This window comes from Janthinobacterium sp. PSPC3-1 (assembly GCF_049896105.1).
GTDB lineage: Bacteria > Pseudomonadota > Gammaproteobacteria > Burkholderiales > Burkholderiaceae_D > Janthinobacterium.
The window spans coordinates 74,544-97,582 of sequence record NZ_JAFCTQ010000009.1; the positions used below are offsets into that span (position 1 = coordinate 74,544).

General features: G+C 66.0%; 24 protein-coding genes. 19 read left to right on the forward strand and 5 right to left on the reverse strand.

Annotated elements, in window-relative coordinates; all coding sequences use genetic code 11:
• Nucleotides 1–76: 76 nt before the first annotated feature.
• Nucleotides 77–2,281 carry a GGDEF/EAL domain-containing response regulator gene (locus ACP7B7_RS11980; protein ID WP_426076813.1) on the forward strand — a complete coding sequence of 735 codons (2,205 nt, stop codon included), beginning with the start codon at nucleotides 77–79 and terminating at the stop codon, nucleotides 2,279–2,281.
• A 12-nt stretch (nucleotides 2,282–2,293) separates the two neighbouring features.
• Here the strand turns inward: ACP7B7_RS11980 and ACP7B7_RS11985 are convergent, their stop codons facing one another.
• The gene (locus ACP7B7_RS11985) at nucleotides 2,294–3,136 is read right to left on the reverse strand and encodes an IclR family transcriptional regulator (RefSeq protein ID WP_426076814.1); all 843 of its coding nucleotides are present in this window, start codon (nucleotides 3,134–3,136) and stop codon (nucleotides 2,294–2,296) included.
• Between the two features lie 141 nt (nucleotides 3,137–3,277).
• Between ACP7B7_RS11985 and ACP7B7_RS11990 the strand changes: the two genes are divergently transcribed.
• The 10 genes from ACP7B7_RS11990 (at nucleotide 3,278) to ACP7B7_RS12035 (ending at nucleotide 12,895) form a co-directional block, all read left to right on the forward strand.
• Nucleotides 3,278–5,626, forward strand: a complete 2,349-nt coding sequence (locus tag ACP7B7_RS11990) for a cytochrome P450/oxidoreductase (protein WP_426076815.1) — start codon at nucleotides 3,278–3,280, stop codon at nucleotides 5,624–5,626.
• Between the two features lie 86 nt (nucleotides 5,627–5,712).
• Nucleotides 5,713–7,077, forward strand: a complete 1,365-nt coding sequence (locus ACP7B7_RS11995; RefSeq protein WP_426076816.1) for an MFS transporter — start codon at nucleotides 5,713–5,715, stop codon at nucleotides 7,075–7,077.
• Nucleotides 7,078–7,215: 138 nt separating this feature from the next.
• Nucleotides 7,216–8,085, forward strand: a complete 870-nt coding sequence (locus tag ACP7B7_RS12000) for an urease accessory protein UreD (RefSeq protein WP_426076817.1) — start codon at nucleotides 7,216–7,218, stop codon at nucleotides 8,083–8,085.
• 17 nt (nucleotides 8,086–8,102) lie between these two features.
• On the forward strand, nucleotides 8,103–8,405 hold the full coding sequence (locus ACP7B7_RS12005; protein WP_308921823.1) for an urease subunit gamma: 303 nt from the start codon (nucleotides 8,103–8,105) through the stop codon (nucleotides 8,403–8,405).
• Between the two features lie 29 nt (nucleotides 8,406–8,434).
• Nucleotides 8,435–8,764, forward strand: a complete 330-nt coding sequence (locus tag ACP7B7_RS12010) for an urease subunit beta (protein WP_308921822.1) — start codon at nucleotides 8,435–8,437, stop codon at nucleotides 8,762–8,764.
• A gap of 1 nt (nucleotide 8,765) precedes the next feature.
• Nucleotides 8,766–10,466 carry an urease subunit alpha gene (ureC, locus tag ACP7B7_RS12015; RefSeq protein ID WP_426076818.1) on the forward strand — a complete coding sequence of 567 codons (1,701 nt, stop codon included), beginning with the start codon at nucleotides 8,766–8,768 and terminating at the stop codon, nucleotides 10,464–10,466.
• An 18-nt stretch (nucleotides 10,467–10,484) separates the two neighbouring features.
• Entirely contained in the window at nucleotides 10,485–10,997 is a 513-nt protein-coding gene (gene ureE / locus ACP7B7_RS12020) for an urease accessory protein UreE (RefSeq protein ID WP_426076819.1), read from the forward strand.
• A complete protein-coding gene (locus ACP7B7_RS12025; RefSeq protein ID WP_308921819.1) occupies nucleotides 10,997–11,677 on the forward strand; it encodes an urease accessory protein UreF in 681 nt (226 codons plus the stop codon). Before ureE ends, ACP7B7_RS12025 begins: the two co-directional genes overlap by 1 nt.
• Nucleotides 11,678–11,699: 22 nt before the next feature.
• Entirely contained in the window at nucleotides 11,700–12,338 is a 639-nt protein-coding gene (gene ureG / locus ACP7B7_RS12030; protein ID WP_308921818.1) for an urease accessory protein UreG, read from the forward strand.
• Nucleotides 12,335–12,895, forward strand: a complete 561-nt coding sequence (locus ACP7B7_RS12035; RefSeq protein WP_308921817.1) for a HupE/UreJ family protein — start codon at nucleotides 12,335–12,337, stop codon at nucleotides 12,893–12,895. Before ureG ends, ACP7B7_RS12035 begins: the two co-directional genes overlap by 4 nt.
• Nucleotides 12,896–13,024: 129 nt before the next feature.
• Here ACP7B7_RS12035 and ACP7B7_RS12040 read toward each other — a convergent pair whose 3' ends face one another.
• Nucleotides 13,025–13,633: a 1-acyl-sn-glycerol-3-phosphate acyltransferase gene (locus ACP7B7_RS12040; RefSeq protein WP_308921816.1), complete on the reverse strand. Its 609-nt coding sequence runs from the start codon at nucleotides 13,631–13,633 to the stop codon at nucleotides 13,025–13,027.
• A gap of 262 nt (nucleotides 13,634–13,895) precedes the next feature.
• Here ACP7B7_RS12040 and ACP7B7_RS12045 point away from each other — a divergent pair, with 262 nt between their 5' ends.
• From ACP7B7_RS12045 to ACP7B7_RS12075, 7 genes are all read left to right on the forward strand, one after another.
• On the forward strand, nucleotides 13,896–15,245 hold the full coding sequence (locus ACP7B7_RS12045; RefSeq protein ID WP_426076820.1) for a sigma 54-interacting transcriptional regulator: 1,350 nt from the start codon (nucleotides 13,896–13,898) through the stop codon (nucleotides 15,243–15,245).
• A 376-nt stretch (nucleotides 15,246–15,621) separates the two neighbouring features.
• On the forward strand, nucleotides 15,622–17,199 hold the full coding sequence (locus ACP7B7_RS12050; RefSeq protein ID WP_426076821.1) for a hypothetical protein: 1,578 nt from the start codon (nucleotides 15,622–15,624) through the stop codon (nucleotides 17,197–17,199).
• A 69-nt stretch (nucleotides 17,200–17,268) separates the two neighbouring features.
• Complete coding sequence (locus ACP7B7_RS12055) at nucleotides 17,269–17,697, forward strand: hypothetical protein (protein WP_426076822.1); 429 nt, start codon at nucleotides 17,269–17,271, stop codon at nucleotides 17,695–17,697.
• 2 nt (nucleotides 17,698–17,699) lie between these two features.
• Nucleotides 17,700–18,437, forward strand: coding sequence for a C39 family peptidase (locus tag ACP7B7_RS12060; RefSeq protein ID WP_426076823.1), 738 nt, complete (start codon nucleotides 17,700–17,702; stop codon nucleotides 18,435–18,437).
• 39 nt (nucleotides 18,438–18,476) lie between these two features.
• Nucleotides 18,477–18,980 (forward strand): hypothetical protein, encoded by a 504-nt coding sequence (locus tag ACP7B7_RS12065; RefSeq protein WP_426076824.1) that lies wholly within the window; start codon nucleotides 18,477–18,479, stop codon nucleotides 18,978–18,980.
• 58 nt (nucleotides 18,981–19,038) lie between these two features.
• Nucleotides 19,039–20,415: an acetate kinase gene (locus tag ACP7B7_RS12070; RefSeq protein ID WP_426076825.1), complete on the forward strand. Its 1,377-nt coding sequence runs from the start codon at nucleotides 19,039–19,041 to the stop codon at nucleotides 20,413–20,415.
• 11 nt (nucleotides 20,416–20,426) lie between these two features.
• A complete protein-coding gene (locus tag ACP7B7_RS12075; protein ID WP_308921809.1) occupies nucleotides 20,427–20,660 on the forward strand; it encodes a hypothetical protein in 234 nt (77 codons plus the stop codon).
• An 18-nt stretch (nucleotides 20,661–20,678) separates the two neighbouring features.
• Here ACP7B7_RS12075 and ACP7B7_RS12080 read toward each other — a convergent pair whose 3' ends face one another.
• From ACP7B7_RS12080 to ACP7B7_RS12090, 3 genes are all read right to left on the reverse strand, one after another.
• Entirely contained in the window at nucleotides 20,679–21,734 is a 1,056-nt protein-coding gene (locus ACP7B7_RS12080; RefSeq protein ID WP_426076826.1) for an alkene reductase, read from the reverse strand.
• Between the two features lie 50 nt (nucleotides 21,735–21,784).
• Nucleotides 21,785–22,081 carry an ArsR/SmtB family transcription factor gene (locus ACP7B7_RS12085; RefSeq protein WP_308921807.1) on the reverse strand — a complete coding sequence of 99 codons (297 nt, stop codon included), beginning with the start codon at nucleotides 22,079–22,081 and terminating at the stop codon, nucleotides 21,785–21,787.
• Nucleotides 22,082–22,166: 85 nt separating this feature from the next.
• Nucleotides 22,167–22,526: a DUF1304 domain-containing protein gene (locus tag ACP7B7_RS12090; RefSeq protein ID WP_426076827.1), complete on the reverse strand. Its 360-nt coding sequence runs from the start codon at nucleotides 22,524–22,526 to the stop codon at nucleotides 22,167–22,169.
• Between the two features lie 180 nt (nucleotides 22,527–22,706).
• On the opposite strand from ACP7B7_RS12090, the gene sugE reads away from it, so the two are divergent.
• On the forward strand, nucleotides 22,707–23,027 hold the full coding sequence (gene sugE / locus ACP7B7_RS12095; RefSeq protein WP_308921805.1) for a quaternary ammonium compound efflux SMR transporter SugE: 321 nt from the start codon (nucleotides 22,707–22,709) through the stop codon (nucleotides 23,025–23,027).
• Nucleotides 23,028–23,039 lie beyond the last annotated feature (12 nt).

Consider the following 23,039-nt stretch of genomic DNA (forward strand, 5'->3'; position numbering starts at 1 on the left):
TAGTTCACTGCAAAACGAGTCTTGTCCAGCGCGGCGGCCATCGCTGCGCCTCATCCAGAGCTGAGAGAACTGCTACATGCATCGCGATTTTCCGGAAGTCAATACGAAGGGCGAAGTACTGATCGTCGAGGATACCCCGGCGTCGCTCAAGCTGTTGAGCGATCTGCTCGGCGGCGCCGGCTATGCCGTGCGCCAGGCGCCGAATGGCGAACTGGCCCTGTGGACGGCGCAGGCGCGTCCGCCCGACCTGATCCTGCTCGATGTGCGCATGCCCGGCCTCGACGGCTTCGAGGTCTGCCGCCGCCTGAAGGCCTCGCCCGAACTGTGCCAGGTGCCGGTGATTTTCCTCTCCGCCCAGCACGACACCGACGACAAGGTGCGCGGCTTTGCGCTGGGCGCGGTCGATTTCATCGCCAAGCCGTTCCAGGCCGAAGAAATACTGGCCCGCACCGACGCCCATGTGCGCCTGCGCCGCGCGCAGCTGCAGCTGGCGCAGGAGCGGATCACGCTGGAGCGGCGCGTCACCGAACGCACGGCCGAACTCGAACAGGTGGCCAGCACGCTGGCGCGCGAAGTGCAGATACGGCGCGCCAACGAAGACCTGCTGCGCTTGTCCGGCCAGGTGTTCGAGGCGACCCAGGACGCTATCCTGATCACCGATCCGCGCGGCATCATCGTCACCTCCAACCCGGCGTTTACGCGCATTACCGGCTATGCGGCGCAGGAGGTGCGCGGCATGGACATCATGCGTCTGCACGCCGGCGAAGTGGGCGAGGCGGCCTGCGCGGCGCTGCGCCAGGGCCTGCGCGGCAGCGGTTGCTGGTCGGGCGAGGTGCAGACGCGGCGCAAGAGCGGCGACACCTATCCCAGCCACCTGAGCGCGACCACCGTGCATGGCCCGGACGGCGCCGTCATCAATTACATCGGCGTGTTCCTCGATATCAGCGAGCGCAAGGCCGAGCAGCACCTGATCGATTTCCTGTCCTGGCACGACGCGCTGACGGGCCTGCCCAACCGCGCGCTGCTGCGCGAGCGCTTCGAGCAGCAGCGCCTGGCCGCCATCCGCGACGGCCAGCAGATGGTGCTGATGTGCCTGGACCTGGACCGCTTCAAGAACATCAACGACTCGCACGGCCAGGCCGTCGGCGACAAGGCGCTGCAGGTGGTGGCGCGCTTCCTGACGGGCTGCGTGCGCGAAGGCGACACGGTGGCGCGCCAGGGCGGCGACGAATTCCAGATCCTGCTGCAGGACGACGCACTGCTGGGCCGCACCATGGCGCTGGCGCAAACCATCCTGGCCGGCCTGCGCGAGGAACTGAGCGTGGGCGGCGACCGCCTGGCGCTGACCACCAGCATCGGCATCGCCATGTGCCCCGCCGACGGCGACACGCTCGACGACCTGCTGCGCCATGCCGACACGGCCCTGGTGCGCGCCAAGGAAATGGGGCGCGACCACTATGCGTTTTTCACCGAGCGCATGGGCAACGATATCCGCGCCCGCCTGGCGATGCAGCAGCAGCTGCGCGGCGCCATCGCGCGCGATGAATTCGAGGTGCATTACCAGCCGCAGATGTGCTTGCGCACCGGTGCCATGCTGGGCGCCGAGGCGCTGCTGCGCTGGGACAATCCGGTGCTGGGCAAGGTGCCGCCCAACCTGTTCATCGCGCTGGCCGAGGAATATGGCCTGATCACGGCGATCGGCGAGTGGGTGCTCGACAGCGTCTGCGCGCAGATCCGCGCCTGGCAGGGGGCGGGCCTGGGCAGCATCAAGGTGGCCGTCAACCTGTCGGGCAAGCAGTTCGCACAGGACCGCACCGTGCCTTTCGTCGAAGCGACCTTGCGCAAATACGGGCTGGAACCAGGCTGCCTGGGCATCGAGATCACCGAAAGCACGGTGATGGGCGACCCGGACAAGGCGGTCGCCGCCTTGAGCTGCCTGAAGGACATCGGCGTGAGCATCTCGCTCGACGACTTCGGCACCGGTTATTCCAGCCTGGGCTACCTGAAGCGTTTTCCGATCGACGTGCTGAAGATCGACAAATCGTTTGTCGACGACGTCACCACCAGCAGCAGCGACGCGGCGATCGCGCTGTCGGTGATCTCGCTGGCGCACAACCTGCACATGCGGGTGATCGCCGAAGGCGTGGAAACGCGCGAGCAGGTCGACTTCCTGACGCAGCACGGCTGCGATGAAATGCAGGGCTACTATTTCAGCCGGCCGCTGGCGGTCGAGGCCTTCACTGCGCTGCTGCGCGAGCAGCGCCCGCTCTGCGCGACGTAAGCGCAGGGTGCTTCAAGGGCTGCCGGCCGGCCCGTTGAAACCCATCGCGGCGCTGATGCCGCGCGCTTCCCCGACGACCGCCAGCCGGGCCTTGCCGCCCGGACGGATATCGAACATGCTGGCCGGATTGAGCGCCGTCAGCACCGCGCAGACGCGCCCCGCGTGGTCGAAGATGGGGGCGGACACGGCGCTGATTCCCCGCAGCAGGGTATCGGTGATGCCCGCACTGCCCTCGGCCCGCACCGTCTCCTGAAGGTGGGCGATGGGATCGCTGTCGCGCAGCGAGGCACGCTGTTCCGGCGTTGCCTGCGCCAGTTCGGCTTCGGCCTGCCGGCGCATGCGCGCATCGTCCAGGTAGCCGAGGAATACCTGGCCGGTGGCCGACCACAGCACCGGCAGCACCGACCCCTCCCTGACGTTGATCGTGACCGGCAAGCCCGGCTCTTCGAAGCGCAGGATGGTCGGCCCCTTGTTGCCCATCACCGCCAGGAAGCACGTCACCTGCAGGGTTTCCCTGAGCCGCAGCAAAGACCCTTCGCCCAGCCTGATGGGATGGCATTGGCGCAATGCCGCCAGTCCGATCTGGATCGCCTCCCTGGCCAGGTAATAGCGCTGGGTGGCAGGGTCCTGGGCGACCAGGCCTTCCTGGCTCAGGCTGGACATGTAGCGGTGGACCTTGGCCGTGCTTTCACCGACTTCGGCCGCAATCGCCGTCAGGCTGGCCATGCCGTCGAGGCGCGCCAGCGCCTTCAGCACACTCATGCCCATCTCGGCCGATTGCACCCGCTGCCGCCGCTCCGGCGTCTCGGACAAGGGATTGTCGTTGTTCATATTGGTGCCGTGGACCTCAGTCATAAAAACGCATTATGCCCGATCCACGCCGCCGGATGGACCATGCCCGCTGGTGCGGCGCAGCAAAAAAAGCCATGTCAATATTACGAATAGCGTAGTACGATTACGCATTAAGGAGTAATTCAAACGACAAGGAGATCCATCTTGAACAACGCTAGCCTCACCACCAATGCGGCGGCCTGTCCTTTCGGACACGGCCGGGGCGCCGCCGGGCAAACCCCCACCGGCTGCCCGGTCAGCCCCCGGGCGGCGAACTTCGATCCTTTCTCGGACGGTTACCAGCAGGATCCGCCCGAGTACGTGCGCTGGGCGCGCGAGCAGGAACCGGTGTTCTACAATCCGGCCATGGGCTACTGGGTGGTCACCCGCTACGACAGCATCAAGGCCATCTTTCGCGACAATATCGCCTTCAGTCCGTCGATCGCGCTGGAGAAAATCACGCCGACCGGCGACGAGGCGAACGCGGTGCTGGCCTCCTACAGCTATGGCATGGGCCGCACCCTCGTCAACGAGGACGAGCCGACCCACATGGCGCGCCGCCGCGTGCTGATGGATCCGTTCACTCCCGGCGAACTGACGCAGCATGAACCGGTGGTGCGCAAGCTCGCGCGCGAGTATGTAGACCGTTTCATCGACGACGGCAAGGCGGACCTGGTCGACCAGATGCTGTGGGAAGTGCCGCTCACCGTCGCGCTGCATTTCCTCGGCGTGCCCGAAGAGGACATGGATACCCTGCGCGAGTATTCGATCGCCCATACCGTCAACACCTGGGGCCGCCCCAGGCCGGACGAGCAGGTGGCGGTGGCGCACGCGGTAGGCAAGTTCTGGCAGTTCGCCGGCAAGGTGCTCGACAAGATGCGCCTCGACCCTTCCGGCCCCGGCTGGATGAAATATGGCATCCGCAAGCAGGCCGAGTATCCGGACGTGGTGACCGACTCCTACCTGCACTCGATGATGATGGCCGGCATCGTGGCGGCGCACGAGACCACCGCCAATGGGACCGCCAATGCCTTGAAGCTGCTGCTGCAGCATCCGCGCGCATGGCGCGAGATCTGCGACGACCCAGGCCTGATCCCGAACGCGGTCGACGAGTGCTTGCGGCACAACGGCTCGGTGGCCGCCTGGCGGCGCCTGGCCACCCGGGATGTGACCATCGAGGGCGTCGACATCCCGGCCGGCGCCAGGCTGTTGATCGTCACCTCGTCGGCCAACCACGACGAGCGCCACTTCCCGGACGCCGACCTGTTCGATATCCGGCGCGACAACGCCGGCGAACACCTGACATTCGGCTACGGCTCGCATCAATGCATGGGCAAGAACCTGGCGCGCATGGAGATGCAGATCTTCCTCGAGGAGTTCACCCGCCGCCTGCCGCACATGACGCTGAGCGAGCAGACGTTTTCCTATGTACCGAATACCTCGTTCCGCGGGCCGGAGCATTTGCTTGTGCAATGGGATCCGGCGCGCAATCCGGAACGCGCGAACCGGGCCCTGCTCGACGCGCGGGTGCCGGTGCGTATTGGCGAGCCTGCGCGCCACGCGATCACGCGCCCGGTGCGGGTGGCCAGCGTGACCCCGGTTGCCGAAGGCGTCGTCAAGCTGCGTTTTACCGCGCTCGATGGCGCCGCGCTGCCGCGCTGGACACCGGGCGCGCATATCGATATCGAGTGCGGCGCGCCGGCATTGATACGCCAGTATTCCCTGTGCGGCGACCCGGACGATGCCTCGGCCCTCGAGATCACGGTCCTGTGCGAGCCGGAAGGGCGCGGCGGCTCGGCCTGGATCCACGCCCATTTGCGCGCCGGCGATATGGTCCATATCCGCGGTCCGCGCAATCACTTCCGGATGGACGAATCGGCGCCCAGGGCGATCTTTATCGCCGGCGGCATCGGCATCACGCCGATCGGCGCAATGGCGCGCAGGGCGCGGGCGCTCGGCATGGCATACGAGCTGCATTACAGCGGCCGCAGCCGCAAGACCATGGCCTTTCTGGCTGAACTGGCGCAGCTGCATGGCGAGCGGCTGCACGTGCATGCCGGCGACGAAGGGCGGCGCAACGACCTGCCGGCATTGCTGGCCAACCCCGAGCCGGGCACGCAGATCTATGCCTGCGGTCCGGTGGGCATGCTGCGGGCGCTGCAGGACTGCTGCGCGGCCTGGCCCGGCGATGCCTTGAGAACCGAGCATTTTATTGCGACCGCGACGGTGCTCGATCCGGCGAAGGAGCATGCCTTCGAGCTGGAACTGCGCGACTCGGGCAGGGTCGTCGGCGTCAGGGCCGACCAGACCGTGCTGGCGGCGCTGCGGGCGGCCGGCGTCGAGGTCCGCAGCGACTGCGAAGAGGGGCTGTGCGGCTCGTGCGAAGTGCAGGTGCTGGCAGGCCAGGTCGACCACCGCGATGTGGTCCTGACGCGCGCCGAACGGGAGGCCAGCGTGAAGATGATGGCTTGCTGTTCGCGCGCGGCGGGAAAAAAGCTGGTGCTGGCGCTTTGACATGCGGGAGCGGCCGGCGCAGTGCGCGGCGCTGACAATAACTATAAAGGAGACGGAAATGAGGAGACGGCAATGAGGAGACGGCAATGAGCGGCAGGATCAATATCGAGCAGGTCATCGATGGCAGTACCTTCGGCAGGAGCCAGGTCCTGATTGTCGCCTTGTGCGGCATGTGCCTGGTGATGGATGGTTTCGACGTGCAGTCCATGGCTTATGTGGCCCCCGCACTGATCCAGGAATGGGGACTGAGCAAGGAAGTGCTGTCGCCGGTATTTGGCGCCGGCCTGTTCGGCATGCTGGTGGGCTCGCTGGCCTTCAGCACCCTGGCCGACAGGATCGGCCGGCGGCCGGTGCTGATCGGCGCGACCATGTTCTTTTCGGTGTGCATGCTGCTGACCGCCTTCGCCACTTCGATTCCGCAGCTTGTCGGCTTCAGGTTCGCCGCCGGCCTGGGCCTGGGCTGCATCATGCCCAATGCGATGGCGCTGGCGGGCGAGTATAGTCCGCGCCGTACCCGGGTCAGCGTCATGATGCTGGTCTCGTGCGGCTTTACCCTCGGTGGCGTGATCGGCGGGTTGATCAGCGCCGTGCTGATCCCCGCATGGGGCTGGCGTTCGGTATTCGTCGTCGGTGGCGCCGTTCCGCTGCTGCTCGGCGTGATCATGTGGTGGCGCCTGCCGGAGTCGATCCAGTTCCTGGCGTTCAAAAAGGGCAGCCAGCAGCAGATGCGCAAGAACCTGCTGCTGGTTGCGCCCGGCCTGCAGCTGCCGGACGATGCGCAGCTGGTGCTCGATGAACCGGCAAAAACCAGGGGTGGAGCGGTGGCCTCGCTGTTCAAAGACGGGCGCGCAAGAGTCACCACGCTGCTGTGGATCGTGAATTTTGCCAATCTGCTGGCCATGTATTTCTTGTCGAACTGGCTGCCGACCGTCATGCGTGAAGCCGGTTATTCGACGCAGAACGCCGTGCTGGCCGGTACCACCTTGTGGATCGGCGGGGTGGCCGGCACGCTGGCACTGGGGCGCATCATCGACCGCGTCGGGTTCACCCCGGTGCTGACGGCCACCTTCGTGCTGGCCATCGTGTCGACCGCCCTGATCGGCAATCCGCTGGTCGCCGCGTCGCTGGGCGCCATTTTCCTGATGATCTTCATCAGCGGTTTTACCATTATCGGCGGCCAGCCCGCGCTGAACGCGCTGGCGGCGACGTATTACCCGACCGAGCTGCGTTCCACCGGCATCGGCTGGAGCCTGGGGATAGGACGCATCGGTTCGGTGATCGGGCCGGTACTGGGCGGCTACCTGATGCATCTGCAGTGGCCCCAAAGCCAGCTCTTCATCGCTGCGGCCGTGCCGGCGCTCGTCTCGCTGCTGGGCATTGTCGCGATTCGATACTCGGCCGGCTTCCTGCTGCGCACGCGACAGGCGGCGGGCGCCGAACTGTCGCATTAGCCGTGGGGCAGGCGCACCATCATGGTGCACCTGCTGCACGGCGGTGCGCGATTCTCACTTTCCCCTTCCTGATGCCGGCCCCGGCATTGGCATGCATCGTGCTTTGGTAGTGCTTATTTGCTTGCACAAGCGCCTGCCATGCCCGACTGCACTACCGCCATCTCTTCGACCGTTGCCGAGCCTTCCCATGGGGCGTGGCAGGCGCAGCTGACGCTGGGCTTTGCCCTGCATGGCGATGTCAGCCGCCTGGTCGAGCGCCGCCACAGCGGCCCGCTGCGGGTGCAAAAGCCGCTGTATCCGGAAGGCGGCGCGGTCTGCCACGCCATTATCGTGCACCCGCCGGGCGGGGTGGTCGGTGGCGATCAGCTGGCGGTCGACGCCACGGTGGGCGCTGGCGCGCATGCCTTGCTCACGTCTCCGGGCGCGGCCAAGTGGTACCGCGCCAACGGCCATGTCTCGGGCCAGCACATCGTGCTGCGCGCGGGCGCCGGGGCGGCCATCGAATGGCTGCCGCAAGAGAGCATTTTCTTCGACCAGGCCTGCGTGCGCCTGCGCCATGAAGTCGAACTGGCGCAAGACGCCAGTTACCTCGGCCTCGATATCGTCTGCCTGGGCCGCAGCGCCTCGGGCGAATCGTTCAATACGGGCAGCATCAGCCAGCATACGCAGATCCGCCGCGGCGGCAAGCTGCTGTGGTGGGAGCAGGGCGTGCTGGCCGCCGGCGGCCCATTGATGCAAGGCGCGCTCGGCATGGCCGGCCACAGCGTGTGCGCCACCCTGCTGGCGGTCGGCGCGCCGTTGCCGGCACCAGTGCTGGCGGCGCTGCGCGACCTGGCCGTGCCCGAAGGCGCGCAGTTTGGCGCGACGCAAATGAAATCGGTGCTGGTGGTACGTTTGCTGTGCAACGACAGCGAGGCGGCGCGCCGCGTGATGCTGGCCGCGTGGCAGCTGCTGCGCCCGGCCCTGCTGGGGCGCGCGGCGGCGGTGCCCCGCATCTGGAATACCTGAACCTACAAAGGACAACCATGGATCTGACACCACGCGAAAAAGACAAGCTGCTCATTTTTACGGCCTCGCTGCTGGCCGAGCGGCGCCTGGCGCGCGGCCTGAAACTCAATTATCCGGAAGCGGTGGCGCTGATCAGCGCGGCCATCATGGAGGGCGCGCGCGACGGCAAGTCGGTGGCCCAATTGATGTCGGACGGCGCGCAGATCCTCACGCGCGACGACGTCATGGACGGCATCGCCGAAATGATCCCCGACATCCAGGTCGAGGCGACCTTTCCCGATGGCAGCAAGCTCGTTACCGTGCACAACCCGATACCGTAGTTACCCCAGCATTTTTACAGGAGCCGGACATGATCCCAGGCGAATACAGATTGGAAGAAGGCGAAATCAGCATCAACGCGGGCCGTACCACGGCTACCGTGGTGGTGGCCAATCGCGGCGACCGGCCGATACAGGTCGGCTCGCATTTTCATTTTTTTGAAGTCAACCCGGCGCTGTCCTTCGAGCGCTGGCGCGCCTATGGCATGCGCCTGAACATCGCCGCCGGCACCGCCGTGCGCTTCGAGCCGGGCCAGCAGCGCACCGTGGAACTGGTGGCGCTGGCTGGCGAGCGCAAGGTCTTCGGCTTCAATGGCGAAGTCATGGGCGAATTGAAAGATACTCCACCCGGAAAGGAATGAGATGGCCAGTATTCCCCGCAGCGCCTATGCCGAAATGTTCGGCCCGACCAAGGGTGACCGCATCCGCCTGGCCGACACGGAATTGTTCATCGAAGTCGAACACGATTACGCCATCTATGGCGAGGAAGTGAAATTCGGCGGCGGCAAGGTGATCCGCGACGGCATGGGCCAGTCGCAGCGCAATGCGGCCGAGGTGATGGATACCGTCATCACCAACGCCGTCATCGTCGATCACTGGGGCATCGTGAAGGCCGACATCGGCCTGAAAAACGGCCTGATCTTCGGCATCGGCAAGGCCGGCAATCCCGACATCCAGCCGGGCGTGACCCTGGCGATCGGCGGCGCCACCGAGATCATCGCCGGCGAAGGCATGATCGTCACGGCCGGCGGGGTCGACACCCACATCCACTTCATCTGCCCGCAGCAGATCGAGGAAGCGCTGATGAGCGGCGTGACCACCATGCTCGGTGGCGGCACCGGGCCGGCCGTCGGCACGGCCGCTACCACCTGCACGCCGGGGCCGTGGCATTTGCACTCGATGCTGGCGGCGGCCGACGCGTTCCCGATGAACCTGGGCTTCATGGGAAAAGGGAACGTGAGCCTGCCAATGCCCCTGGAAGAACAGGTGCGCGCCGGCGCCATCGGCCTGAAACTGCACGAGGACTGGGGCAGCACCCCGGCCGCCATCGACAATTGTCTGTCGGTGGCCGACCGCATGGATATCCAGGTGGCGCTGCACAGCGACACCCTCAACGAAGGGGGCTTCCTGGAACACACTCTGGCCGCCTTCAAGGACCGCACCATCCACACCTTTCACACGGAAGGGGCGGGCGGCGGCCACGCGCCGGACATTATCGCCGCCGTCGGCCAATCGAACGTGCTGCCGTCGTCGACCAATCCGACTCGCCCGTTCACCGTCAACACGCTCGACGAGCACCTGGACATGCTGATGGTGTGCCATCACCTGGACCCGGCGATCGCCGAGGACGTGGCCTTTGCCGAGTCGCGCATCCGCCGCGAAACGATCGCCGCCGAAGATATCCTGCACGACCTGGGGGCCATTTCGATGATGTCGTCCGACTCGCAGGCCATGGGCCGGGTCGGCGAAGTGATCATGCGCACCTGGCAGACGGCGCACAAGATGAAGGTGCAGCGCGGTTCGCTGTCGCCGGACGGCGCGCGCAATGACAATTTCCGCGTCAAGCGCTATATCGCCAAATACACCATCAACCCGGCCATCACGCACGGCATCTCGCATGTGGTGGGCTCGCTCGAACCGGGCAAGATCGCCGATATCGTGCTGTGGAAGCCGGCCTTCTTCGGCGTCAAGCCGTCGATGATTTTAAAGGGCGGCATGATCGCGGCGGCGCAGATGGGCGACCCGAATGCCTCGATTCCGACGCCGCAGCCGGTGCATTACCGCATGATGTTTGGCGCCTTTGGCGGCGGCCTGAAAAAGTCGTTCACGTTTGTGTCGCAGGCGGCGTACGACCTCGATATCGGCCATCAGCTGAAACTGAACAAATCGCTGATCGCGGTGAAAAACATGCGCGGCCTGCGCAAGCGCGACATGATCCACAACAGCGCCACGCCGCAGATGGAAGTCGACCCGGAAACCTACGCCGTGCGCGCCGACGGCCAGCTGCTGGTGTGCGAAGCGGCCAGCGTGCTGCCGATGGCGCAGCGCTATTTCTTGTTCTAGGACTCATCGGGAATCACCATGCTGACTTTGCATACCAAACTGACGGCGCACGACAGCCACGCCGTGATTGCACAACTGGTGCTGCCGTACGACCAGCGCGAAAAATGCCGGCTGCGCGCCACCTTGTCCACCGGCGAAGAGGCGGCCGTATTCACGGTGCGCGGCACGGTGCTGCGCGACGGCGAACTGATGACGGGACCGGACGGCCGCGTGGTGCAGGTCGTCGCCGCGCGTGAGCCGACCTATCTGGTGCGCTGCGCGGACGCGCATACCTTGCTGCGCTGCGCTTTCCACCTGGGCAACCGCCACACCCAGGCGCAGGTGGGCGACGGCTTCCTGCGCATCCGCAAGGACCCGGTGTTGAAGGAAATGCTGGAAGGCCTGCACGCCACCGTGACGGAAGAAAGCGCGCCGTTCGAGCCGGAGGCGGGCGCCTACGGCGGCGGCCATGGCCACCACGAGCACGGCCAGCATCTGCTCGCGCCCGTGCCGCTGCGCCAGAAGATCCACCGTCCCGGCGACGCCGCCTGATGCAGGCGGCATCCCTGCTGCACCTGCTGCAGTTTGCCAGCCCGGCCCTGCCGATCGGCGCCTACAGCTATTCGCAGGGGCTGGAAGCGGCGCTGGAGAACGGTCTGGTGCGCGATGCGGCCAGCGCGCGCCACTGGATCGCCGAGCATCTGGCTGGCGTGGTGGCGCGCTGGGAGGCGCCGTTGTGCTGGCGCCTGATGCAGGCCTTCGAGCAGCAGGATTTCGACAGCGTACGGCTGTGGAGCGAACGCTTTATCGCCTCGCGCGATACGGCGGAATTTCGCGCCGAGACCATCCAGATGGGCTATTCGCTGACCAAGCTGCTGGGCGAACTGGGGGTTGCCGATGGGCCGCTGATCGCGATGCTGCAAGAGCAGCCGGAAGTGGCGCTGCCCACGGCCTATGCCTGCGCGGTGGCGGCGCTCGGCATACCGCGCGAAGAGGCCTTGCTGGCGATGCTGTTTGCCTGGGCCGAAAACCAGGTGCTGGTGTGCGTCAAATCGGTGCCGCTGGGGCAGGTGGCCGGGCAGCGTTTGTTGCTGTCGCTGCGCCCCGAACTGGAAGCGGCGGCCGCCACCGCGCAGACTTTGCAAGACGACGAGATGGGCAACTGGACGCCGGGCCTGTCGCTGCTGTCGATGCGGCACGAAGTGCAGTACAGCCGGCTGTACCGCTCCTGAACACTACAACGAGAGACTCGATATGACTTCAATTACCTCCAATCCGCTGCGCGTCGGCATCGGCGGGCCGGTCGGTTCCGGCAAGACGGCCCTGTGCGAAATGCTGTGCAAGGGCATGCGCGAACGCTACGACATGGCCGTCATCACGAATGATATCTATACCAAGGAGGACATGGAGATCCTGCTGCGCGCCGGCGCCTTGCCGGCCGAGCGGCTGATGGGCGTGGAGACGGGCGGCTGCCCGCACACGGCGATCCGCGAGGACGCCTCGATCAACCTGGAGGCGATCGCCCGCATGCAGGCCGATTTCCCCAACCTCGACCTGATCCTGGTCGAGTCGGGCGGCGACAACCTGGCGGCCACCTTCAGCCCCGAACTGTCGGACCTGACGATCTATGTGATCGACGTGGCCGGCGGCGAAAAGATTCCGCGCAAGGGCGGCCCGGGCATCACGCGTTCGGACTTGCTCATCATTAACAAGACCGACCTGGCGCCGCACGTCGGCGCGGACCTGGACGTGATGGCGCGCGACGCCAAACAGCAGCGCGGCAGCCGGCCGTTTGTATTTACCAACCTGCGCAGCGGCGACGGCGTGCAGGCCGTGATCGATTTTATACGCGAGCAGGGTTTGCTCGATCAACAAGGCAAGGAGATGCAATGACTGTCCGTTCCCTGAAACACACTGCCGTGCTGGCCACGTTTTCCCTGCTGGCGCTGCCGGCCATGGCCCATCCCGGCCATGCCGAAACAGCCGGTTTCCTGGCCGGCCTCGCCCATCCGTTTACGGGCGTCGACCATCTGCTGGCCATGCTGGGCGTGGGCATCTGGGGCGGCCAGCAGCGGCGCGGTCTGACGCAGCCGGCCACTTTCCTGGGCATGATGCTGCTCGGCGCCCTGGCCGGCATGGCGGGGCTAGGTACTTCCGGCCTGGAAATGGGCATTGCGGCCACCGTCGCGCTGACGGGCATGGCCATTGCCCTGGCGCTGTCGCTGCCGAACTGGCTGGGCATGAGCCTGGTGGGGATATTCGCTGTCGCGCACGGCAATGCGCATGGCCATGAATTGCCGGCTGCCTCGGCCGCCTTTGGCTTCATGCTGGCGTCCGCCATCCTGCTGATGGCAGGCCGGTTTGCCGGCCAGGTGATGGCCGAGCGGGTCTTGCGGGTCGCCGGCGCGGCCATCACGGCGGCCGGCCTGGTCATGATGGGAATGAACTAGAGGTTTACAACGCCTGGCAAAACCGTAGCGAGCGGAAGGTAGTTGTGGCTGAGAAGCGCAGCTGTACGAATGTACAGTGAGCATCGCAGGCCGCAAGGACCGACGCGCAGTAGGTTTTGATAGGCGTTCTTAACCGGGGCGTTTTTCTGAAAGGACGATCGGTGCCGCATTTTCAGGATGCAAGCCCTGGTGCCCCGCATACACGGCGGCAATCGCGGCCATGTCGGCTTCCTTGTCGCCCGTCAGATATAGATGGTCGACCACGCCCAGCACCTTGCTGGGGTAATCGATATACACCAGTACCAGCGGCACCTTGGCCGCCAGCGCCAGGTGATAAAAGCCGCTGCGCCAGTTCGGGCGGTAGCTGCGCGTCGCTTCCGGCGTGATTGCCAGCCAGTACCAGTCGGCCGCCAGCATGCGCTCTGCCTGCCGTTCGATGGTGCCGCTGGTGGTGCTGCGGTCGACCGGCTCGCCGCCCAGATAGCGCATGAATTTGCCGACCGGGCCACGGAACAGCGAGTCTTTCGCCAGCCAGCGGAAGGGCAGGTCCAGCGCCCATTTGCCGAACAGGCCAATCGGGAAATCCCAGTTCGAGGTATGCGGGTAGACCACCACAATGCCGCGCGGGCCGGGCAGGGGACGAAAGCGCAGGCGCCAGCCGAACAGGCGCAGCACGCGCAAGGCGCTGCGGCGGCGCCAGGTGGGCAAATCGCCCGGCTGTACATAGTGGTCTTCCATTGCTGTCCTTGTCTGGTGTTTGTCTGTGTGATGGCCTGGAGACTACGCGCGGACAGTTTCTACACAGCAAAAAAACCGCGCAGGCATTCTATCCGCACCAGCCGGCCCCGACAAGCAAAGCGGCCCCGGCATTTGACCCGGCATGGCGCCGCTGCCATCGCTTGCCCCACGGCTGTTGTTTTTTTGTGCTTTCCTGCATGCGCCGCCGCACCAAATGCGCTGGCCGCTGTCTTACCAAATTGACAGGTAAAACGGAGGCCGAATGTTGACAAAACAGTTGTTGTGCATTGATCTGGGAGGCAATGGTTTTTTGCGCGAAGCGGGGGGGCGCGAGTTGGGTGCGGCCTGGCATGGCTGGCAGGTGCATCCCGTCAAGACCCTGGCGGCCGCCGCGCGCGCCTTGCGCAGCCAGGCATTTACCGTCGGCGTGCTGATGTCCTCGCTCGACGGCCTGGACGAGATCGACAGTTTTCTGCAGCAGCACTGGGCCACGCACTGGATAGGCGTGTTTCCACCACGCATATTGCAAACGCCGGCCTGCCGCCGCCTGGTGCGCGACCATTGCTACGACTATCACACCTTGCCGGTCGATACGGTGCGCCTGCAGCATACCCTGGGCCATGCCCACGGCTGGGCCTCGCTGCTCGACTTGGGAGAGCCGGGGCCGCCCGGGGCGTTGGTGTCCGAGATGGGCCTGAAGGGGCATGGCCTGGCGGTCGAGCGCCTGCGGCGCCAGATCCGCAAGGTGGCCGGCGCCAGCGCGCCCGTGCTGATCTGGGGCGAGTCCGGCAGCGGCAAGGAACTGACGGCGCAGGCGATCCATGCGCATTCGCCGCGCGCGGCCGGTCCCTTCGTGCCGATCAATTGCGGGGCGATTCCCGCCGGCCTGGCGCAATCGGAACTGTTCGGCCATGAGCGCGGCGCGTTTACCGGTGCCGCGCGCGACAAGCGCGGGCTGATCGAGTCGGCCGCCGGCGGCACGGTGTTTCTCGACGAGATAGGCGACTTGCCACTGGCGCTGCAGACCAATCTGCTGCGCTTCCTGCAAGAAAAAACCATCCACCGCGTGGGCGCCGCGCACAGCATCGCGGTCGACGCGCGCGTGATCGCCGCCTCGCATGTGAATCTGTTGCATGCTGTGCAGCAAGGAAATTTTCGCGAGGACCTGTATTACCGCCTCAATGTGCTGGCGCTGGACGTGCCGCCGCTGCGCGAGCGCAGGGAAGACCTGATACTGCTGGCAAATCACTTTTTTTCCACCTACCTGACGGAACGTTCGCCGCTGGTCAAGGGTTTCAGCAGCGCCGCCGCGCAAGCCATGCTGGAACATGACTGGCCCGGCAACGTGCGCGAACTGATCAACCGCGTGCGGCGCGCCATGGTGATGGCCGAGGGCCGGTTGATCGTGCCGCAGGACCTGGGCCTGGCCGCCATCGGCGGCGCCGGCGGCGGCAACGCGGCGCTGGGCGGCATGCGGCAGCGCGCCGACCGCGACGCCGTGCAGGCCAGCCTGGCCAGGTCCGGCCGCAATATCAGCCAGGCCGCGCGCGAGCTGGGCGTGTCGCGCATGACCTTGTACCGGCTGATCAAGAAACTCAATATCAAGTGCTGAGGTGTGGCGATGGCGTTGCCACGCGTGGCGTCCTGCGCGCGGCGGCGCTGTCACATCCGGGCGCCAACGTCACATTCCTGAGCCGACCGTAGCCCAGGCCATCATGTTTGCAAATGTTTGAATTAAAAAGAGATTTTGCTTGTTGGCGCCGGTAGCCGCCGATGAGAGGTGTCACGGCGGTGTGACAACTGCCTTCGCCGTGCTGGCTTGCCGGGGCGGACTGGCGGCGATGTGCCGCGATGATGGCGCAAAAAATCATTGTAAATCAAGGGCTTGTCATTAAATCATTATCTTGGCACCAAGCTTGCATTAGCCCCTGAGCCTGACCGCAAGTCCGGTGCCGGCATTCTGATCAACTTTTAGACAGGGAACTGCAATGAAAAAAACTCTCCTCGCGGCAGCGATAGCGCTGGCCTTCGGCTTCAGCGCCCATGCGCAAGAAAAGGGCACGACCGTTGCCAACGATGTCTTTGGCGACAACACGCAGACGGCCAGCACCAACTCGACCCAGTCGGGCCTGGGGCCATCGGCGCAAGACAACTCGTCGGCCACGCAAGACAATTCGGCCCAGAACAACAGCACCGGCGAGGCGGCGGCCAACGCCATGGGCTCGTCGGCGGCCAATAACGGCGCGACCAGCAGCGCCAGCTTCACGAACGCTTTCAATACCTCGACCGCCACCGCTTCCAGCACGCTCGATGGTTCCGTGTCGGGCAACACCGTCACCTCGATCGGTAACTATGCCACCAATTACGGTTCGGTCAATGGCGGTACCGGCAATGGCGGCACCGGTGGCGCAGGGCAGGGCGGCACGGCTTACGGCATCGGCGGCACGGGCGGTGCGGCGAGCGGCGCCGCCGGGGCCGCTGGCGCCATTGGCGGCACGGCCACCAATGGCAGCGCCAGCGTGGGCGACGCCGCAGGCGGTGCCAGCACGGGTGGCGCCGGTGGCGCCGGCGGCTATGCGCAAGATGCGAACAGCGGCCCGGCTGGCGCCGGTGGCGCTGGCGGTGCCGGTGGCGCTGGCGCGGCCGGTGGCACGGTCGGTGGCGGCGCCGGTGGCCTGGGCGGCTCGGTGGGCGATGCCAATGGCGGTCGCGGCGGCGACAGCGGCTATGCCTCCGGCGGCAATGGCGGCAACAGCGGTGCTGGCTATGGCTCCAGCGGCGGTAACGGCGGCGCCAGTTCCGGCGCCGCGGGCGGTGGCGGCGGCACCGGTGGCGCGGGTGGTGGCGCCAGCAACGGCGACGTCAATGGCGGCAATGCCAATGCGGGCGGTGGCGGCGGTACCTCGTCCGGCGGCGCCGGTTCGAACGGCGGCACTGCCACGGCCGGCGCGGGCGGTACAGGCACGGCCGGCGCGGGTGGCACGGATACCGCCGGCGCCGGCGCGGCTGGCGGCGCGGGCACTTCGGGCGCGGCCGGCGCCGGTGCCGCACTGACCAGCTCGGGCGGCGCGGGTGCGGCCGCAACCGGTGGCACGGCCGGTGCGGGTGGTGCGGGCGCGGCCGGCACCAGTACCGGCGGCAATGGCGCGGCCGGCGAAGCCGGTGGTGCGGGCGGCGCCACGGGGTCGGCGGCAAACACGGCCGGCGCGGGTGCGGCTGGCGGTACGGCCACGGGCGGCGCCGCCACCAATGGCGCGGCCACCAATGGCAGCGCCACGGCGGGTGATGGCGGCGCCGGCGGTGCTGGCGGCACCAATACCGCCGGCGCGGGCGGCGATGGCGGTACCAACACGGCGGGCACCGGCACCGGTGGCGCCGGCGAAGGGGGTACCGGTGGCGCTGGCGGCACGGCCAATGTCGATGCGGGCACCTTCGACATGTCCAACACCATGAGCGGCACCGCGCAGTCGGCGGCCGGGCTGCTGGTCATCAGCCAGAACAGCGGCATTTCCTCGCTGATCCAGCAAAGCGTGACGGTACAGGCCAATCTGGCCGTGGGGCAATAAGCCACCAGCAAGCTCCGTCGTGGCCTGGCCGCGGCGGAGTCTTGCGCATAACAATATCAGGGGAACAGCATGCGACTTTTCTTGAATTCGATGGTGTGCGCCGGCCTGGCCAGCCTGTCGGCCGGCGCACTGGCGGCGCCCGGCCTCACGGCCATGGCGGAGTTCGCCGAGCCTGACGCGGTTGCCGCCGCCGCGCCGGCCGCGTCGCTGGCGCTGCTGCCAACGCTGGTGGTGGAACTGGGCGACGCCAGCGGCCTGGGCGCAGGCACGGACGAGGCGGCGCTGGAGCAGGCGCGCGGCGGCGCCGCTGACGTCAGCAACGAGGCCCGCCTGAATGGCTATGTCACGGGCAATTCGGCCACCTATGTCAATACGGGTGCCAACAGCATCGATGGCGGCGCGTTCGCCAATGCATCCGGCATACCGATCGTGATCCAGAACTCGGGGGCCAATGTGCTGATACAGAACGCCACCATCATCAACTTGCAGATGCGCTAGCCATGGCCATTTGCTCATTTCGCCGGCGTTGCGCAAGGTGGCTGGCCATCGCCGGCGCGCTCGCCTGCGCCACGGCGGCCGGCGCCGACATCGCGGCGCTGGGCGGGGCGCGTTTCGACGTGCCCGTGGCCAGCATCCGCGAAGCCCGCTTCCAGCGCACCTTGCACCAGCAATATGATTTCAGTTGCGGCTCGGCCGCGGTGGCGACCTTGCTGACCCACCATTACGATGACCGCGTCACGGAACGTTTTGTTTTCGAGCAAATGTATCGGCAAGGCGATCAACAAAAGATCCGCCGTGAAGGCTTCTCCTTGCTCGACATCAAACGCTTTCTTGCGGCGCGCGGCTTCCTGGCCGATGGATTTCAACTACCGTTGGACAAGCTGGCTGAAGCACGTTTTCCCGCCATCGTGCTGGTCGCCGACAAAGGTTACCGGCATTTCGTGGTGGTGAAAGGCCTCACCCCCAGCCGGGTCCTGATCGGCGATCCGGCCGGCGGCACGCGCGCCATGCCGCGCGCCAGTTTCGAGGCGATATGGCAAGGCCGGCTGTTGTTTGTCATCCATGGCAGGGTCGCCCGTCCCGGCCAGGTGCTGGCGGCCGGGGCGGCCTTGCGGCCGGCCCGTTTCAACGATGCCGACGACTGGCGCGTGGCGCCGGCGGCGCCGCTGGAACAGGCGATCAGCCGTGGCGGCCTTGATGTACTCACCATGCCCAAGCATGAAGCGGGAAATTTCTAGCGGCGCGGCCCTGGTTGCCGGCGTTGCAAAGGAGGATGTATGCAGAAGCGCTATCGGAAGGCCGGCATGGCATTGGCGTGCTGCCTGGCCATCAGCCCGGCCGTGGCATCGGACTTGCCCGATGACGGCTGGCAAGCGGTCGATGACGCGACGCTGGAGCAGGCGCGCGGCGGCTTTGACATGCCTGGCGGCCTGAACCTGTCGTTGGGCATCGAACGCCTGGTCAGCATCAATGGCGAGGTGGTGGCCAGCACCTCGTTCACGATCGCCGACGTGGCACGTCTGAGCGCGGCGGAGGCCAGCCAGGCGCGCGCGGCCCTGACGGCAATGAACGTGGTGCAAAACGGCACCGGCAATCTGTTCGCAGCGGGGGCGCTGGAGCAGACCATGGCCGGCACCGTGATCCAGAACAGCTTGAACGACCAGGTCTTGCGCAGCCAGACCATCGTCAATACCAGCGTCAACAGCCTTGAACTGCTGAAGATCACCAATTTTCACGACACCTTGCAAAACGCCCTCGACACCGTGGCGGGGGCGCGCTAGGCCAGCCAACCACCCACCCACGCCGGGCATGCCGTCCGGCCTACCTTCAGGAGAAACGATGCGGTATCTTCATTTATTGCGTTTGGGCGCGGCCGGTGCGTCGGCCTTGCTGCTGAGCGCCGCGGCACACGGTCAGGACGCCGCGGCCCCGGTCCCGGCCCAGGTCCCGGCCGCCAGCCAGGAGGCGCTGGCGGCACGCCCGGAAGACATGAAAGCGCAACTGGCCGAGCAGCGCCGCTTGCTCGACATGCTGCGCGGCACGCTGCAGGCACAGCAGCGCCGCATTGACAGCCTGCAAGGCGGTACGCCGCTCCCCAGCGAGCTGCTGGGGGCGCAGCGTGGCCTGGGTGTGCAGGAAGTATGGGGGCAGGAGGGGCTGCCCGGTAGTACCGCACCAGTGCCGGCGCCAGCGCCGGCCGCGCCACCTTCGACGCCGCGGCCGGTGGCGGTAGGCCAGCCACCGGGACGCGACAGCCGGCCGCCGGAAGTGGCGCCGATCTTCGAGCAGCCCGGCGTGCTCACGCCCAGGGGCAAATTCGTGCTCGAGCCCTCCGCGCAGTTCGGTTATTCCTCCAGCAACCGTGTCGCGCTGGTGGGCTACACCATTATTCCCGCGCTGCTGATCGGGCTGATCGATGTGCGTGAAGTCAAGCGCAATACTTTTACGGCGGCGCTGACCGGCCGCACCGGCATCACCAACCGCTTTGAAATCGAGGCGCGCATCCCGTATGTGTACCGTTCCGATTCCACCGTCAGCCGCGAGTTGTTCACCGGCACGGCCGTCGAGCGCGTGTTCGATACCAGCGGCAAGAAGCTGGGCGACGTGGAACTGGCGGCGCGCTACCAGCTGAACGATGGCGGCGCCGACAAATCGTATTACGTGGCGGGCCTGCGCTTCAAGTCGCGCACGGGGCGCGATCCGTTCAGCGTCGTCACCGATTGCGTGCGCCGCTGCGTGGGCGAGAACGCCACCGGCACCGGTTTGCCGCTGGACCTGCCCACCGGCTCGGGGTTTTACTCTTTGCAGCCGAGTCTGACCTGGCTGTTCCCATCCGACCCGGCGGTCTTTTTTGGCAGCATCAGTTATTTGCACAGCTTCAAGCGGCACGATGTCAGCCGGCTGCTGCGCGACGGCCTGCGCGAACCGCTGGGCACTGTCGAACCGGGCAAGATTTTTGGCGTGAACTTCGGCATCGGCCTGGCGCTCAATGAAAAAGGCTCGTTGAGCCTGGGCTATGACCACAGCACCATCGGCCGCACGCGCCAGAACGGCACGGTCGTGCCCGGCGCCGTGCGCACGCAGCTCGGCACCTTGCTGATGGGCTATTCGTACCGGCTCGCCAAGGACCGGACCTTGAATATTTCAGTCGGCGCCGGCCTGACGCGCGATACGCCGGACGTATCGCTGTCGGTCCGCTTGCCGATGACATTTTGAGCATGGAGGGCATGATGCACAGCACATCAAGCAAGGATGAGATCGGCGACGGCAACAGCCGCAACGATACCGCGACGGCGCAACTGGTGGAGCAGGGCGTGGAATTTCACAAGGTGCTGGGCAGGACGGTGGCCACCGCCTACCTGAAAGAGCACCATGTGCCGACGGAAGTCATATACCGCATCCTCAGCAGTTCGGCGGCGCGGCGGCAATCGCCGCCGTCGCGCACGCCGTCACGCTGTTGACGTCCGTCGCGATACAGCTCAGGCCAGCGCCGGATAGTCGGTATAGCCGGCGGCGGCCGGTGCGTAGAGGGTGGCCGGGTCCAGCGCGTTCAGCGGTGCATCGCTGCGCAGACGCACCGGCAGGTCCGGGTTGGCGATAAACCACAGGCCGAAGGCCACCGCATCGGCCTCGCCCTTGTCCAGCAGCGCCTGGGCGGCGGCCTTGTCCATTTTTTCATTGGCGATATACACGCCGCCGAACTGTTCCTTCAGGTACGGACCCAGGCGGTCGTCGCCCAGCGCTTCGCGCGCGCAGATAAAGGCGATGCCGCGCTTGCCCAGCTCGCGCGCCACGTAGCCGAAGGTCTCGCGGGGCGTGGAGTCACCCACGTCGTGCGAATCGCGGCGCGGCGCCAGGTGCATGCCGACCTTGTCGGCGCCCCATACGGCGATGCAGGCGTCGGTCACTTCCAGCATCAGGCGCGCGCGGTTCTCGATCGAGCCGCCATAGTTGTCGCTGCGGTGGTTGGTGCTGTCTTGCAGGAACTGGTCCAGCAGATAACCATTTGCGCCGTGCACTTCCACGCCGTCAAAGCCGGCCTTTTTTGCATTTTCCGCGCCCTTGCGGTAGGCGGCCACGATGCCGGGGAGTTCTTCGGTATCGAGCGCGCGCGGCGTCACATATTCCTGTATCGGGCGTACCAGGCTGACATGGCCGGCCGGCTTGATGGCGCTCGGCGCCACGGGCAGGTCGCCGTCCAGGAACAGGGGCGATGAGATGCGGCCCACATGCCACAGTTGCAGCACGATCTTGCCGCCGGCCGCATGCACGGCGTCGGTGACCAGTTTCCAGCCTTCCACCTGTTCATCGGACCAGATGCCCGGCGTATCGGCATAGCCCACGCCCTGTGGCGTGACGGCCGTCGCTTCCGAAATGATCAGGCCGGCCGAGGCGCGCTGCACATAATATTCGGCCATCAGCGCGTTGGGCACGCGGCCCGGATTGTTGGCGCGCGAGCGCGTCAGCGGCGCCATGATGATGCGGTTCTTCAATTGCAGGCTGCCGATGGTAATCGGGTCGAAAAGGGTGGTCATGGTGTTGTCCTTGTGGGTTGCCGGAATGAGAATGTTGTCGCTGCTGTGGATCACAAACCTTGCTGCAGTTGTTCCAGAAACGCCTGGATGGCCGCTTCGTCACGCTTGAAAAAACTCCATTGGCCGACCTTTTTGGTCGACACCAGTCCCGCCTTCTGCAAGGTGGCCAGGTGGGCCGACACCGTCGATTGCGACAGTCCCAGCCGGCGGTCGATCAGGCCGGCGCAGACGCCCATGTCGAGCGGCAGCTCCTGTTCGGCGAAATGCTGCTCCGGGTCTTTCAACCATTGCAGGATCTGCCGCCGCACGGGATTGGCCAGCGCCTTGTGGATGGCGTCGATGTCCATGTTGTATCGGGCCTTTCGGATTTCAATATCGTCATACTACGATATAAACGGAAAACCTGCTGGCCGCGCGCGGCCAAAGCAAGGATCAGGCGAAGTGATGCAGCAGCAGGGCGATCACGGCCGGCACGGTTTGCAGGTACAAGATGCTTTTCTTGACGGTGGCCGCGCCCCAGATGCCGGCCACGGCGATGCAGGCCAGGCCGTAGATGGTGAAGGCATGGGCTATTGCCGCGTCGGGATGCAGGAAACCCACTGCCAAGGCGGCCACCAGGAAACCGTTGTAGCAGCCCTGGTTGGACATGGCGGGGCGCACGATCTCGGCTTTTTCCTTGCTGAGCGCAAACGCCTTGCGCCCGAGGCTATCAAACAGCACGGTTTCAAGCAGCACGATATACACGTGCAGCAGCAGGATCAGGGCAGTAACGATCTGGGCCAAAAGTAACATGGTGACTCCGGAGACAAGATAAAAAATTGATTATCGGGCAAGCCGGTGAAAAGCGGGATTTTTTTGCCTGGAGCAAACATTCTAGCGAATGGTATACTGCCGCTTTGCTCCTGTGGGGACGACCCCGCTCGATGATGGGGCTGCATGGCGGGGACGACCCCGCCGCCTCGGGAGAAATGGATGGCTTGGATTATCTTGGTATTGGCTGGCTTGCTGGAAGTGGCATGGGCCATCGGCCTGAAATACAGCGCCGGCTTTACCCGCTGGTTGCCGTCCGCCCTGACCCTGGCAGCCATGCTGGGCAGCATCGTGATGCTGGGCCTGGCCTTGCGCACTTTGCCGCTGGGTACGGCGTACGCGATCTGGACCGGCATCGGCACCGTCGGCACGGCCATCTTCGGCATGATGGTGCTGGGCGAGCCGGCCGGCGCCGCGCGCATCGCCTGCATCGCGCTGATCGTCTGCGGCATCCTCGGCCTGAAACTGCTCAGCCCGCAATAAGCGCCACGATAT